The 14,581-nt window shown below is 56.4% G+C and carries 12 protein-coding genes and 4 tRNA genes; 14 read left to right on the top strand and 2 right to left on the bottom strand.

Annotation, left to right across the window (positions count from 1 at the left end):
- The 14 genes from wecB to ACXKZD_RS18555 all read left to right on the top strand — a co-directional run bounded on the left by wecB (position 1) and on the right by ACXKZD_RS18555 (position 11,186).
- On the top strand, positions 1-1,131 hold the full coding sequence (gene wecB, locus ACXKZD_RS18620) for a non-hydrolyzing UDP-N-acetylglucosamine 2-epimerase (protein WP_033767625.1): 1,131 nt from the start codon (positions 1-3) through the stop codon (positions 1,129-1,131).
- Positions 1,128-2,387 (top strand): UDP-N-acetyl-D-mannosamine dehydrogenase, encoded by a 1,260-nt coding sequence (gene wecC / locus ACXKZD_RS18615; RefSeq protein WP_010257361.1) that lies wholly within the window; start codon positions 1,128-1,130, stop codon positions 2,385-2,387. Before wecB ends, wecC begins: the two co-directional genes overlap by 4 nt.
- A complete protein-coding gene (gene rffG, locus ACXKZD_RS18610; RefSeq protein WP_033767584.1) occupies positions 2,384-3,454 on the top strand; it encodes a dTDP-glucose 4,6-dehydratase in 1,071 nt (356 codons plus the stop codon). Before wecC ends, rffG begins: the two co-directional genes overlap by 4 nt.
- 19 nt (positions 3,455-3,473) lie before the next feature.
- Positions 3,474-4,355, top strand: a complete 882-nt coding sequence (gene rfbA, locus ACXKZD_RS18605; protein WP_010257356.1) for a glucose-1-phosphate thymidylyltransferase RfbA — start codon at positions 3,474-3,476, stop codon at positions 4,353-4,355.
- Entirely contained in the window at positions 4,333-5,040 is a 708-nt protein-coding gene (gene rffC / locus ACXKZD_RS18600; protein ID WP_033767582.1) for a dTDP-4-amino-4,6-dideoxy-D-galactose acyltransferase, read from the top strand. Before rfbA ends, rffC begins: the two co-directional genes overlap by 23 nt.
- The gene (gene rffA, locus ACXKZD_RS18595) at positions 5,027-6,157 is read left to right on the top strand and encodes a dTDP-4-amino-4,6-dideoxygalactose transaminase (RefSeq protein ID WP_010257349.1); all 1,131 of its coding nucleotides are present in this window, start codon (positions 5,027-5,029) and stop codon (positions 6,155-6,157) included. Before rffC ends, rffA begins: the two co-directional genes overlap by 14 nt.
- Entirely contained in the window at positions 6,157-7,407 is a 1,251-nt protein-coding gene (gene wzxE / locus ACXKZD_RS18590; RefSeq protein ID WP_163799629.1) for a lipid III flippase WzxE, read from the top strand. The genes rffA and wzxE overlap by 1 nt, the downstream gene beginning before the upstream one ends.
- On the top strand, positions 7,404-8,471 hold the full coding sequence (wecF, locus tag ACXKZD_RS18585; RefSeq protein WP_033785789.1) for a TDP-N-acetylfucosamine:lipid II N-acetylfucosaminyltransferase: 1,068 nt from the start codon (positions 7,404-7,406) through the stop codon (positions 8,469-8,471). The genes wzxE and wecF overlap by 4 nt, the downstream gene beginning before the upstream one ends.
- Positions 8,468-9,811 carry an ECA oligosaccharide polymerase gene (gene wzyE, locus ACXKZD_RS18580; protein WP_033785786.1) on the top strand — a complete coding sequence of 448 codons (1,344 nt, stop codon included), beginning with the start codon at positions 8,468-8,470 and terminating at the stop codon, positions 9,809-9,811. The genes wecF and wzyE overlap by 4 nt, the downstream gene beginning before the upstream one ends.
- Before the next feature lie 25 nt (positions 9,812-9,836).
- A complete protein-coding gene (gene wecG / locus ACXKZD_RS18575) occupies positions 9,837-10,577 on the top strand; it encodes a lipopolysaccharide N-acetylmannosaminouronosyltransferase (protein ID WP_010671671.1) in 741 nt (246 codons plus the stop codon).
- A gap of 158 nt (positions 10,578-10,735) precedes the next feature.
- Positions 10,736-10,812: transfer RNA gene (locus ACXKZD_RS18570), tRNA-Arg, on the top strand.
- A gap of 98 nt (positions 10,813-10,910) precedes the next feature.
- Positions 10,911-10,986 (top strand) — tRNA-His (locus ACXKZD_RS18565).
- Positions 10,987-11,002: 16 nt separating this feature from the next.
- Positions 11,003-11,089 (top strand) — tRNA-Leu (locus tag ACXKZD_RS18560).
- A 20-nt stretch (positions 11,090-11,109) separates the two neighbouring features.
- Positions 11,110-11,186 (top strand) — tRNA-Pro (locus tag ACXKZD_RS18555).
- 1,040 nt (positions 11,187-12,226) lie between these two features.
- Here the strand turns inward: ACXKZD_RS18555 and hemY are convergent.
- Both hemY and hemX read right to left on the bottom strand, forming a co-directional pair.
- A complete protein-coding gene (hemY, locus tag ACXKZD_RS18550) occupies positions 12,227-13,423 on the bottom strand; it encodes a protoheme IX biogenesis protein HemY (RefSeq protein WP_488981789.1) in 1,197 nt (398 codons plus the stop codon).
- A 2-nt stretch (positions 13,424-13,425) separates the two neighbouring features.
- Positions 13,426-14,559 (bottom strand): uroporphyrinogen-III C-methyltransferase, encoded by a 1,134-nt coding sequence (gene hemX / locus ACXKZD_RS18545; RefSeq protein ID WP_010257336.1) that lies wholly within the window; start codon positions 14,557-14,559, stop codon positions 13,426-13,428.
- Positions 14,560-14,581: the final 22 nt, after the last annotated feature.

Genomic DNA, 14,581 nt, shown 5'->3' with positions numbered 1-14,581 from the left:
GTGAAAGTTCTGACGGTATTTGGTACTCGTCCCGAAGCGATCAAAATGGCACCGCTGGTTCAGGCGCTGGCGCAGGATCCCGCTTTCGAATCGCGACTGTGCGTCACCGCACAGCATCGCGAAATGCTCGATCAGGTGCTGCGCCTGTTCAAGCTGCAGCCGGACTATGATCTCAATATTATGCGTCCCGAGCAGGGGCTGACCGAGATCACCTGCCGCATTTTAGAGGGCATGAAAACCGTCCTGCTCGACTTCAAACCGGACATCGTGCTGGTGCATGGTGACACCACCACCACACTGGCGGCGAGCCTGGCGGCATTTTATCATCAGATTCCGGTCGGGCATGTGGAGGCCGGTCTGCGTACCGGCGATCTCGCCTCGCCATGGCCGGAAGAGGGTAACCGTAAACTTACCGGTCATCTTGCCCGTCTGCATTTCACCCCCACCTCCCGATCGCGTCAGAATTTGTTGCAGGAAAATCTGCCCGATGCGCGCATTATCGTGACCGGCAATACGGTCATTGATGCGCTGCTGTGGGTTCGCGACAGGGTGCTGGATGACAGCAATCTGAATGCACAACTGGCAGCGCGCTATCCGTTTCTCGACCCGGATAAGAAACTGGTGCTGGTCACCGGACATCGTCGCGAAAGCTTTGGTGGCGGCTTTGAACGTATCTGCAGCGCGCTGGCGCAGATTGCCCGCCAGCATCCCGAGGCGCAGATTGTCTATCCGGTGCACCTTAACCCCAATGTCAGCGAGCCGGTAAACCGGATTCTCAGCGGCATTGAGAATATCATTCTGATTGAACCGCAGGAGTATCTGCCTTTTGTCTGGCTGATGAACCGCGCCTGGCTCATCCTCACCGACTCCGGTGGCATTCAGGAGGAAGCGCCTTCGCTGGGTAAACCGGTGCTGGTGATGCGTGACACCACCGAGCGGCCTGAAGCGGTCGACGCCGGCACCGTCAAACTGGTGGGGACCGATATCGCCCGAATCGTGGCGGAGGTCAGCAGCTTGCTGACTGACGACGCTGCCTGGCAGGCGATGAGCCACGCCCATAATCCGTATGGCGATGGCAAAGCCTGTGGTCGTATTTTACAAGCCTTAAAAGATAACCGAGCCGAATTATGAGTTTTGAAACCATCTCCGTGATTGGACTGGGATACATTGGTCTGCCGACGGCAGCCGTTTTTGCCTCAAAGGGAAAAAAAGTGGTGGGCGTGGATATCAACGCGCGCGCCGTTGAAACCATTAATCGTGGCGCGATCCATATCGTGGAACCCGATTTAGATCAGGTGGTGCATGCGGCCGTTACGCGTGGCGATCTGCGTGCCACCACGCAGCCGGAAGCCGCCGACGCTTTTCTTATCGCCGTACCGACCCCTTTTAAAGATGAGCATCAGCCCGATCTGCGCTTTGTGAAAGCCGCGGCGGAGTCGATTGCGCCGGTACTGAAAAAGGGCGACCTGGTGATTCTGGAGTCGACCTCACCGGTGGGCAGCACCGAACAGATGGCCGACTGGCTGGCGGCGGCGCGTCCCGACCTGCGCTTTCCTCAGCACGGTGATACGCCCGATATTTTTGTGGCCTACTGTCCGGAGCGCGTGCTGCCTGGTCAGGTGATGGTTGAGCTGATTAACAACGACCGGGTGATTGGCGGCATGACGCCAGCCTGTTCCGCCCGCGCCAGCGAGCTTTATCGGCTGTTTTTAAAAGGCGAATGCGTTGAAACCAACGCCCGAACCGCCGAGATGTGTAAGCTGACAGAAAACAGCTTCCGTGACGTGAATATCGCCTTTGCCAATGAGCTGTCGCTGATTTGTGCCGATCAGGGGATTAACGTCTGGGAGCTGATTGCGCTGGCGAATCGCCATCCGCGCGTCAACATTCTGCAGCCGGGCCCAGGCGTCGGCGGTCACTGTATCGCCGTCGATCCCTGGTTCATCGTGGCGCAGAATCCTGAATTAGCCCGCCTGATCCGCACCGCGCGCGAGGTCAATGACGCCAAGCCGCAGTGGGTGCTGGACCAGGTGAAAACCGCGCTGGCGGACTGCCTGACACAGACCGGCAAGCGCGCCAGCGATATCACCATCGCCTGCTTTGGCCTGGCCTTTAAACCCAATATTGACGACCTGCGCGAAAGCCCGGCGGTGGGCGTGGCACAGAAAATTGCAGAGTGGCACAGCGGCACTACCTGGGTGGTTGAACCCCATATTGAGCAGCTTGCTGACGCACTGGCCGACAAAGCCGTGCTGGTCTCTGCCGGGCAGGCGCTGGAACAGGCCGATATTCTGGTGATGCTGGTCGATCACCGCGCCTTCCGCGCCATTGATGGCGCCAGCGTTCAGCAGAACTGGATTGTCGACACCAAAGGTGTGTGGCGATGAGGCGTTTTCTGATCACGGGCGGTGCCGGGTTTATCGGTTCTGCACTGGTGCGCTTTCTGATCGCAGAAACCGAACATCAGGTGGTGGTGGTCGATAAACTCAGCTACGCCGGAAATCTGGCGTCACTCGCCAGCGTTGCCGACTCGCCCCGCTTTCATTTTGAGCAGGTCGATATCTGCGATCGCCCGGCACTTGATCAGGTGTTTGCCCGTCATCAGCCAGACTGTGTGATGCATCTTGCGGCTGAAAGCCATGTGGATCGTTCGATTGACGGGCCGGTAGCCTTTATCGAGACCAATATTGTCGGGACTTATCAGTTGCTGGAAGCCGCGCGTTTTTACTGGCAAAACCTGGATGACGCGCGCAAAACCGCCTTTCTGTTCCACCATATCTCGACCGATGAAGTCTTTGGCGATCTGCACGACAGCCAGGCTTACTTCACCGAAACCACACCCTATGCGCCAAGCAGTCCTTACGCCGCCAGCAAGGCCAGCAGCGACCATTTAGTGCGGGCCTGGCTGCGCACTTACGGTCTGCCCACGCTGGTCACCAACTGTTCAAATAACTACGGCCCCTGCCATTTCCCGGAGAAGCTGATCCCGCTGACCATCATCAATGCGCTGGCCGGGAAAGCCTTACCGGTTTACGGCAACGGACAGCAGATTCGTGACTGGCTCTACGTCGAAGATCACGCCCGCGCACTCTATCAGGTGGTCAGCCATGGCAAGCCAGGCGAAACTTATAATATTGGCGGCCATAACGAGCGACGCAATATTGAGGTGGTTGAAACTATCTGCAGCCTGCTTGAAGAGCTGGCCGCAGAGCAGAAACCTGCCGGGCTGGCGCATTACCGCGACCTGATTACCTATGTCACTGACCGCCCCGGTCACGATCAGCGCTATGCCATTGATGCCAGTAAAATCGCGCATGAACTTGGCTGGGTACCGCAGGAAACCTTTGAAAGCGGCATGCGTAAAACCGTGGCATGGTATCTGGCCAATCCCACCTGGTGGCAGGCTATTCTGGATGGCCGCTATCAGGGCGAACGCCTTGGCTTATCGCAATAAACCCGCGTAAGGAGCAGCGATGAAAGGCATCATTTTAGCGGGAGGGTCGGGCACGCGGTTACACCCGATAACCCGTGCAGTATCAAAGCAACTTCTGCCGGTTTACGACAAACCGATGATCTACTATCCGCTCTCCGTGCTGATGCTGGCGGGTATTCGCGACATCCTGTTAATTACCACGCCGGAAGACCGGGCGCAGTTTGAACGTCTGCTGGGCGATGGCAGTGAATTTGGGATACGCCTCAGCTATGCGGTGCAGCCAAGTCCCGATGGGCTGGCGCAGGCCTTTATCATCGGCGAATCCTTTATCGGCGAGGATAATTGCTGCCTGGTTCTGGGTGATAACCTCTATTTTGGCCAGGGCTTCAGCCCCAAGCTCCGCAAAGTTGTTGAACAGAATCGTGGCGCAACGGTGTTCGGCTATCAGGTCATGGACCCGGAACGTTTCGGCGTGGTGGAGTTTGACGATAACTTCAAGGCGATCTCGATTGAAGAGAAACCACAGCAGCCGAAATCGCGCTGGGCAGTAACCGGGCTCTATTTTTATGACAATCAGGTTATTGAATTCGCGAAACAGGTGAAACCCTCAGCGCGGGGCGAGCTGGAAATCACGGCCATTAACCAGATGTATCTGGAGCGTGGTGAGCTGACGGTCGAACTGCTGGGACGAGGTTTTGCCTGGCTGGATACCGGCACACACGACAGTCTGGTGGAAGCCAGCATGTTTGTGCAGACGGTGGAAAAACGTCAGGGCTTCAAAATTGCCTGCCTGGAAGAGATTGCCTGGCGTAACAGCTGGCTGAGTGATGACCAGTTGCGTGCCGCGGGTGAAGCGCTGACAAAAACCGGCTACGGCCAATACCTGCTGGATTTATTACATGCCCGTCCACGTCAATATTAATCCCCTTAGCTGGGAGAGCGCATTCTTCGGTGTTGATACCGTGCGGCTGGAGCCGCAAGGTGACATCCCGCTGGAACAGGCGCTGCGTCATCCCTGTGCGCTGATGCAGATGAAAGTCGCTGCCAGCGAGACGGCACTGATTGATACGCTGCAGCAGCATCAGTTCCGGCTGGCAGAAGGCGAGGCAGATCTGACGCTGGCGGTGAAACAGACTGAACGGCAGACGGGAATTCGCATCGCGCGCGAAGCCCAGATTCCGCTACTGCGCGATGCTGCCTCACAGCTCTTCAGCCAGAGTCGTTTTCGCGCGCCCTGGTATGCGCCGGACGCCAGCGGACGCTTCTATGCGCAGTGGATTGAAAATGCGGTACGCGGGGCGTTTGACGATCAGTGTCTGGTGGCAAGCGATGCCGCGGGTCAGCTGCAGGGATTTGTTTCGCTGCGCGCGGTGGATGGCGATGCCCGCATTGGCCTGCTGGGCGTACTGCCCGACGCGCAGGGCCAGGGGCTGGGTCAGCGACTGATGCTGGCGGCGGCAGACTGGGCGCGGGTACGACAGCTGGCTCAGCTTCGGGTTGCTACCCAGCTTAGCAATCTCACGGCAATGCGCCTCTATTTACGCAGCGGTGCCCGGCTCGACAGCACCGCGTACTGGTTTTACAGGAAAGGTCATGATTCCATTTAATGCGCCCCCGATTGTGGGCACAGAAATTGAGTATATGCAGTCGGCGATGAACAGCGGCAAGCTGTGCGGCGATGGTGGATTTACCCGTCGCTGTCAGCAGTGGATGGAGCAGCGTTTTGGCAGCAAAAAAGTGCTGCTGACCCCCTCCTGTACCGCTTCGCTGGAGATGGCGGCGCTGTTAATCGATCTGCAGCCCGGCGATGAAGTGATTATGCCGAGCTACACCTTTGTCTCTACCGCCAACGCCTTTGTGCTGCGCGGCGCCCGCATTGTGTTTGTCGATGTGCGCCCGGACACCATGAACATTGATGAAACGCTGATCGAAGCGGCCATCACTGAAAAAACCCGCGCCATTGTGCCGGTGCATTACGCAGGCGTGGCCTGTGAAATGGACACCATTATGGCGCTGGCGGCAAAGCATAAGCTGTTTGTGATTGAAGATGCGGCGCAGGGCGTGATGTCACGCTACAAAGGTCGTGCGCTCGGCACCATCGGTCATATTGGCTGCTTCAGTTTCCACGAAACCAAGAACTACACCGCCGGCGGCGAAGGTGGCGCGACGCTCATTAACGACGCCAGCCTGGTCGAGCGCGCCGAGATCGTGCGGGAAAAAGGCACCAACCGCAGCCAGTTCTTCCGGGGTCAGGTCGATAAATACACCTGGCGCGATATGGGATCGAGCTATCTGATGGCCGATCTGCAGGCAGCCTATCTCTGGGCGCAGCTGGAAGCCGCTGAAGGTATCAACCAGCAGCGGTTACGCATCTGGCAGCGTTACTACGATGCGCTGCAGCCGCTGGCGGCTCAGGGACGCATCAGCCTGCCGGTGATCCCCGCCAGCTGTGAACACAATGCGCACATGTTCTACATCAAACTGCGCGATCAGGACGATCGTCAGGCGCTGATAAACTGGATGAAAGAAGCCGAGATACTGACGGTGTTTCACTATATTCCGCTGCACAGTTCGCCCGCCGGTGAGCGGTTCTCGCAGTTTGTCGGCGACGATCGCTTTACCACCCGGGAAAGTGAACGCCTGCTGCGTCTGCCGCTGTTTTATAACCTGTCGGATAACAATCAGAGCACGGTTATCAGCTCACTGCTGAGCTTCTTTTCCTGATGTCATTAGCCAGAGCCTCAGTGTGGACCGCATCGTCCACGCTGGTAAAAATTGTGGCCGGCCTGCTGGTCGTCAAACTGCTGGCGGTCAGCTTCGGACCCGAGGGTGTCGGCCAGGCGGGGAACTTCCGTCAGTTGATCACCGTGCTGGGTGTGCTGGCGGGCGCAGGCATCTTTAATGGCGTCACCACCTATGTGGCGCAGTATCAGCAGCAGCCCGAGCAATTGCGGGCGATGGTGGGCACGGCATCAACCATGGTGCTGGGTTTTTCCGGTATGCTGGCGCTGCTGTTTCTGCTGGCGGCGGCACCCATCAGTATCGCGCTGTTTGGTCACGACCGTTATCAGGGCGTCATCCGCGTGGTGGCCTTTCTTCAGCTCGGCATCGCCTGGGCCAACTTTACCCTGGCGCTGCTGAAGGGCTATCGCGACGCGCGCGGTAATGCGCTGGCGCTGATTCTTGGCAGCCTGATTGGTGTGGCAGGCTATCTGCTCTGCTGGTGGCTGGGCGGCTATCAGGGCGCGCTGACGGGTCTGGCGCTGGTGCCGGCTTTGCTGCTGCTGCCTGCACTCCTGATGCTGAAACGCCGTGCGCCGCTGCCGCTTAGCTGGCTGCGACCGCAATGGCATCCTGAGCTGGCCCGTAATCTGGCAAAATATACCCTGATGGCGCTGATCACCGCCGTGACCCTGCCGGTCGCCTGGGTGCTGATGCGTAATCTGCTGGCGGAGCAGCAGGGCTGGGCACAGGTCGGATTGTGGCAGGGCGTCACCAGCATTTCCGATGCCTATCTGCAATTTATTACCGCGACGTTTAGCGTCTGGCTGCTGCCGACGCTGGCGCGGCTGGATAACAAACGCGACATCGCGCGCGAGATTGGCCGTGCACTGCGCTTTGTCCTGCCCGCCGTAGCGGTTGCCAGCCTGGGTGTCTGGGTACTGCGCGATTTCGCCATCAGCCTGCTGTTCTCTGAAGCGTTTCGCGGGATGCGCGATCTCTTTGTCTGGCAGCTGTGCGGCGATGTTTTTAAGGTAGGCGCCTATGTTTTCGGATATCTGGTTATCGCCAAAGCCTCGCTGCGCTTTTATGTTCTGACTGAGATCAGCCAGTTCCTGTTGCTGACGCTGTTTTCACGCTGGTTGATCCCGTTACATGGCGCGACGGGTGCGGCGCAGGCCTATATGTTTACCTATATGGCTTACTTTGCCCTGTGTTGTGGCGCTTTTATTGTTTACTGCCGGAAAAAATGACTTTAATTCACGTTTTGGGATCGGACATTCCCCACCACAATCTTACGGTGCTGCGCTTTTTCAACGACGTACTCAGCGTTGAGCAGCCTGCGGCTGCGCAACGCCATTTTATGGTGGTGACGCAGCAGCCCGAGAGCCTGACGCCGTTCAGTGCGTTGCAGATCGAGTGCTTTACCAGCAAGAAAGTGCTGGCGCAGGCGGTACTGCAACGGGCCAGAAATCGTCAGCAGCGTTTTTTCTGCCACGGACAGTTTAACCCGTGGATCTGGCTGGCGTTACTCAGCGGTAAGCTGCGTCGTTCACAGCTCTTCTGGCACGTCTGGGGCGCCGATCTTTATGAAGATTCGCGCAGCCTGAAGTTCCGCCTGTTCTATCTGGTTCGCCGGATAGCGCAGGGGCGTGTTGCACAGGTTTTTGCGACCCGTGGCGATCTGCATCACTATCAGCAGCGCCATCGGCGCGTACCCGGTTCACTGCTCTATTTTCCCACCAGAATGCCCGCTGCAGCCGTTGAATCTGTCCCGTCGGAGCCTTTTACGCTGTTGCTGGGCAACTCGGGCGATCCGAGTAACCGGCATATCGAAGGCTTAAAAGCGATTCACGCGCAGTTTGGCGAGCAGGTGCGTATCGAGGTCCCTTTGGGCTATCCGCCAGGTAATGAGGCTTATATCAGCCTCATTCAGGCCACTGCCGATGCGCTGTTCCCAAACGGGCAGGTGAATCTGATGCGTGAAAACCTGGCGTTTGATGATTACTTAGCCCTGCTGGCGCGCTGCCATGTCGGCTATTTTATGTTTGAACGTCAGCAAGGGGTGGGAACACTCTGCCTGCTGATTCAGGCCAACGTGCCGTTTGTCCTGACCCGCAAAAATCCATTCTGGCGTGATGTGGCAGAGCAGCAGCTTCCGGTATTGTTCAGCGAAGATACGCTGTCGCCTGCGGTGATCGCCGAGGCACGTCGTCAGCTGATGAGCTGTGATAAACAGGCTATCGCCTTTTTTGCGCCGGGTTATCTGGCGGGCTGGCGAGCCGCGTTACAGCTCAGCGAAGGGGGGTTGTCATGAGTCTTATACAGTTTGGCGGCCTGCTGGTGGTCTATTTGCTGTCGCTGGTTTTTATTCTGACCCTGACCTGGCGGGAGTTTAAGCGCGTCCGTTTTAACTTTCATCTGTTCTTCACGCTGCTGTTCTTACTGACCTTTTACTTCGGCTTCCCGCTGACCTCCGTGCTGGTGTTTCGCTTTAATGTCGAAGTGGTGCCGGTTGAGAACCTGCTGGAGGCGCTGCTGTCGGCCACGGCGTTTTACGCCATTTATTACGTCAGCTATAAAGTGCGGCTGAAACCCGCCAGCGCGTCTCCGGCGAAGCCCTGGCTGCAGATGAATCGCGTCGAAACCCATCTGACCTGCGTGATCCTGGCGCTGGTGGCGCTGGGTACCGTGACGGTGTTCTTCATTCATAACGGTTTTCTGCTGTTCCGCCTGACCGCCTATAACCAGATTTTCTCCAGTGAAGTGTCGGGTGTAGCGCTTAAGCGCTTCTTCTATTTCTTTATTCCGGCGATGCTGATCCCCTACTTTTTGAGCCCGACGCGCCGCAACTGGCTGCTGTTCCTGGTGGTGACCGTTGCCTTTGGTTTACTGACCTACGCGCTGGTGGGCGGTACCCGAGCCAATATTATTATTGCGTTTGCCCTGTTCCTGTTTATCGGGATTACCCGTGGCTGGATCACTTTGTGGATGCTGGCAACGGCGGGCGTGCTGGCGATTGCAGGAATGTTCTGGCTGGCACTGCGCCGCTATAACCTCGACGTTATGGGCGATGAAGCGTTCTATACCTTTCTGTATCTGACGCGTGATACCTTCTCGCCGTGGGAGAATCTCGCCTTGCTGCTGGATAACTACGCCAGAATTGAGTTTCAGGGGCTGGCACCGCTGTGGCGTGATTTCTACGTTTTCATTCCGACCTGGCTCTGGCCGGATCGGCCGCTGGCAGTGTTAAACAGTGCTAACTACTTCACCTGGGAAGTGCTGAACAACCATTCTGGCCTGGCGATTTCACCCACGCTGATAGGGTCGCTGGTGGTGATGGGCGGCGTCTGGGCGATTCCGATCGGTGCGGTCGCGGTAGGGATGATTATAAAAGCCTTTGATGCAATCTATCAGCGTGGCTGCCTTGAGACCAACCGTTACACCGGCGCCATCCTGCAAAGCTTCTGTTTTGGCGCGGTCTTTAACATGATCGTGCTGGCACGCGAAGGCCTTGATGCGTTCGGTTCACGCGTTGTGTTTTTCTGCATCATTTTTGCTGCCTGTCTGGGCATGGCTAAATTACTTTTCTGGTTACTGGATCGCGCAGGTTTGATTCGCGACCGCAGCAGGCGGGTGTTGCACAGCCCGCTCTGAGTAGCCTCTGGGATTGACGGAAGATATGACAAAGTTAACTGAGACGCCGCAGTACCGGATTCGCGGCGTTGAGTTGTATGGCTTCGAAAACATGCCGTCGGCGGTGAATTTTCTGATGCCGCCGCACAGCGTACGCAGCGGTATTTTAGTGGCGATTAATGCGGAGAAGATCCTGACCGCTGAGCGGGATGAGGGATTACGTACGCTGTTAGCGCAGGCGGAATATGCATACGCCGATGGCATCAGCATTGTGCGCTCGATTCGTAAAAAGTATCCACACGCGTCGGTGCAGCGCATTGCGGGTGCTGATTTATGGGAAGCGCTGATGGAACGCGCCGGGCGGGAAGGGACGCCTGTATTTCTTATCGGCGGTCGTCAGCAGGTGCTGGATGAAACCTGCGATAAGCTACGTCGTCAGTGGAATGTGAATATTGTCGGGGCGCAGGATGGCTATTTTGCGCCAGCCGATCAGGATGCGCTGTTTGCCCGGATTGCGGCCAGCGGCGCGAAGCTGGTGACTGTAGCGCTGGGGTCGCCCCGTCAGGAGCTATTGATGCTGGCGTGCCGTGCGCACTGGCCTGATGCGCTCTATATGGGCGTGGGTGGAACGTACGATGTTTTCACCGGCCATGTGAAGCGAGCGCCTGAGATTTGGCAGCGGCTGGGGCTGGAGTGGCTCTATCGTCTGATTCGGCAGCCTGGCCGCCTGCGCCGGCAATTAAAACTGCTTAAATATTTGCGCTATCACTGGCGTGGCGATCTCTGATATTGCTGATAAATGCCGCATTTTTACGCGTTGTGAGAGAGGAAATGCACTATTTGTCGACAAAATGCACAAAGCGTAATCAAACGCGTCTTTTTATTTAAAAAGCACTAGACACGATGGGCGCTTATCTCTAGTATGCACATCCGCAACGGCGCTACGCGCCCGTAGCTCAGCTGGATAGAGCGCTGCCCTCCGGAGGCAGAGGTCTCAGGTTCGAATCCTGTCGGGCGCGCCATATCGTTTGTGCGCATGAGCTTCGGTGGTTGATTTACCGCGGTTGGCAGTAGAGATTTAAATGCTGCAGGTTTTTAACTTGTGACATTAAGTATTGTGGTGGCTATAGCTCAGTTGGTAGAGCCCTGGATTGTGATTCCAGTTGTCGTGGGTTCGAGTCCCATTAGCCACCCCAGATTTTGCTGGGAAACGCGAAGGTGGCGGAATTGGTAGACGCGCTAGCTTCAGGTGTTAGTGTCTTAACGGACGTGAGGGTTCAAGTCCCTCTCTTCGCACCAGGCAAAACAGTTAAAAAAATCGGCGAGTAGCGCAGCTTGGTAGCGCAACTGGTTTGGGACCAGTGGGTCGGAGGTTCGAATCCTCTCTCGCCGACCATTTTAGAAACCTGTCTGAAAAGACAGGTTTTTTTTCGTCTGCAGAAAAGAGGATGAGGACCTCCGAAGGAGGTTTAGGTGGGTACAGCTAAATAAGTTTGCTGTAAATCCGAGCCTGCGAAGGGAACATGGTCAGATCGGAAAGTCGCTTAAGCCATCCATGGCCGCTCGGCCCACGCCGTCCCTGGCGTGGGACGCTTTCCTCTTCTGACCATGCTCCCTGCGCGTTGAGCTTATGCGCTGTGGTCAGATGCATCCGGGTTTAGATCTGTCATTTGTCTGAAGCGTCCTTGTAAGTATCAGATGCGTCTGCCATACGTGAAGCGAAGGGAGCATACGCCTGTAGCAAAGCATCGCGGGCCAGGGACGGCCCGCGCTGAGCCCGACAGGGATGGCGTCTTTTGCGTCTTTGCGAAAGGCGTATGCTCCCTGAAGCCCGCACAGCAGTGAGAGCGGGCTGCTTGTTAGCTAATCCTTTGATGCCAGCTCACCCTTGATTTCGCCAGTTGTCAGATAAAGTTGCTTAAACAGTAGCAGCTGCGTCGTGAATTGCCGACAAATAAGTCATTGTTATTGTTGATTTCACAGAGAGATTTGCCTTGCTGTCTCCATTCAGAGACAGAGAAAATGCCAGCTGTCGCTGGATACCGACATTTCCCGACAGGCCTGTTGAATGAAGCTTTGAGCTAATTCTTTAACATGCTGATTTATTGTGATTTTAAAAATAATCATAAACCTGGCATGGCTTGTGCAATACTTCTGCTGTAGATGCTCATTCCACCTCTTATGTCTGCTGATGCTACATAAACCTGGGAATGATGCAGAGCCAATTTTAGGTACCTGTTGTCTGCCTGCCTGTATCGCGAAAGCCTTACAGGGTTAACAGACACCACGTTGAGTCAGGTACCTCCCGGTTGTCTTACCGACCTGATCTTGCACCTGCCACTGGCAGGTGTTTTTTTTTGCCTGCGAAAGCGTGCTGGCAGATTGCGGGCACAAAAAAGCCGGGCAAGCCCGGCTTTATCAGGTATGAAAAGAGGATCAGGCGTTGGGATTGTTCTTCAAGGTGAGCAGCAACCCTTCACGACGCATCTTCGCCGCTTCTTCCGGGCGACGCAGACGATCATAAACATCCGCCAGCCATGCATAATCAAACGCGTCAGGACGCTGTGCCAGCGCCTGCTGCAGTGCCTCAGCAGCCTGCTGCCATTCACCATGCCGCATCAGCAACTGCCCCAGCGTACTGTGCAGCAGCGGTGTTGCGCCGTGTTGTTTGATTTGCTGGCGTAGAACTTTCTCCAGCGCTTCCGGATTACCGCTTTTGATACGAGGCATCAGCAGTACCAGACGATCGTCATAATGACGCTTGAGGCCCTCCAGCACGATCGATTGCGCGGTGTCGTGATCGTTGCATTCAATCAGATGATCCGCCATGGCCACCTGCAGCGTCGTTTCCTGACGGGTTTTGCGGCTCAGATCGTTCCACCAGCGCTTCAGCCCATCGCTGCCCTGGTCAGCCATCGCCTGATTCATCAGACCCAGCCAGGCTTGCTGCTGTAATGCATCACGATGCAGCTCATCGCCGACCTGCGCCTTCTGCATGGCGGGCAGAATATCCAGCAATGCACTCCAGGCACCAGTACGGACATACGCCTGTTCGGCCAGGCGCAGCACTTCAGGATGACGCGGTGCCACTTCCAGCAGACGGTCAATGCTATGACGCGCAGCATGATCTTCGTTACGTGCCAGCTGAATACGTGTGCGGGCAATTTCTACCGGAATGGTGTTGCTCTCCGACAGCTCTGCAGCACGTTCAAGATGCTGATTGGCACGGATTTCATCACCACGCTGTTGCGCAGCTTCTGCTGCCAGCAGGTAGTTCGCCACCGGCACATCAGCGTGATCGGCATCTTTAGAAAGCAGTTTTTCCACCTGACGGTGATCGCCTTCTGCCAGCTTCATCAGCGCCGACTGAGTATGACGCTGGGCGCGACGGCGTTTACGTCCGGTAAACCAGCCACGGGTACGCGCGCCGGTGTGCAGCACGCGGCGCAGCAGCCATTCCACGGCCAGAATCACCAGCAGGCTGAGGATGAGGATAATGACCAGGCCGGTGACGCTGGTTTCGATGTTCCAGTTATCGGTCTGAATCAGCACGTAACCCTGATGACCGGCAATCATCGGTCCCAGCACCACGCCAGCAATCAGCAGGATAAAGAGGATAAATACCTTAAGCATGCTTAGCCTCCCTGCTGATTAGCAGCGGCAGAAGGTTGCGCTAACAGGTTCCGGACGCGGGTCTGCATCAGCTGTTCCAGCAACGGCTGACTTTCCAGGTTATCCGGCAGATCCATATTGATGTTCTGCTGGCTCAGCTCATCCAGCTGGGCAAGGAAGGCTTTGGTAGCGGCATCATTGGTGTCGTACCAGGCGCGAACCCATGCGGACACGGTGTCGATAGATTGTTTATAAATCTCATCCTGATGACGCGGTACCGCCTGAGCAGCAATCAGCAGACGCGAGCGGATATTCTCACGCAGGTAAACATCCTGATTAGGTGCCAGCAGCGGCTGGGCGGTGTTATCGCGGCGGCGGATGGTAATAAAATCATCCATAAAGTTATGCCAGCTTTTCACCAGATTCTGACGCCATTCGCGCACGGAACCTGACAGTTCACCGCCATCGCTGTCCATCGGCGCATCATCGCTGTCATTATCGGCCAGACGCAGATTATCAACGTTGTTCGACAACTGGTTCAGTTTGAGGATCACGCCGTCATAATCGACCTGCGTAACCGAAGAGAGGTTACTGATATCCTGGGTCAGCGCACGACGCACATTCATGACGCTGGGATCGTTCATGTCGGCCAGGCTGGCATCGGCGCTTTTCAGCAGTGCAGCGGCGGTGGTGACATCCTGGTCGCTCCAGAGTTTGCGGCCAGCCAGTTTCACCAAATAGTCCGCCTGTGCCAGCAACCAGCTGCGCACGTCGTTGCCAGAAATCACGGCCACTTTTTCACGCAGGGTTTCCAGCTCTTTTGCTGACGCGTTCTGCTGTGTCTGGGCTGTCTGCAACGCGGTTTCAGCGCCGCTCAGTTGCTGAGTCAGCTGCTGTTTGTCGCTGCTGGCCTGCTGTTGCAACGCGCTTAATTGTTCGCTCAGCTTCTGATTGGTTTGTGCCTGTAAATCAGCCTGATGTTTCCCGTTAAGGTATAAACCCGCACCAATCGCCAGCGCAATCACAATCGCAACTGCACCCAGCACCATGCCACCATTTTTCGCATTACGCGGTGGTGTGCTGTTGCTGGAAGGAGAGCGGTCGACCGCTGGGGTGGTTTCTTCAACCATGGCGGAGGAGTCTTTTTGTTCCGTCATATGTGGCACATCCCATTGTTAA

This window comes from Pantoea sp. ABR1s (assembly GCF_057812235.1).
Note: the sequence above shows the minus strand (reverse complement) of the source record. Positions and strands in the feature narration are given on the sequence as shown.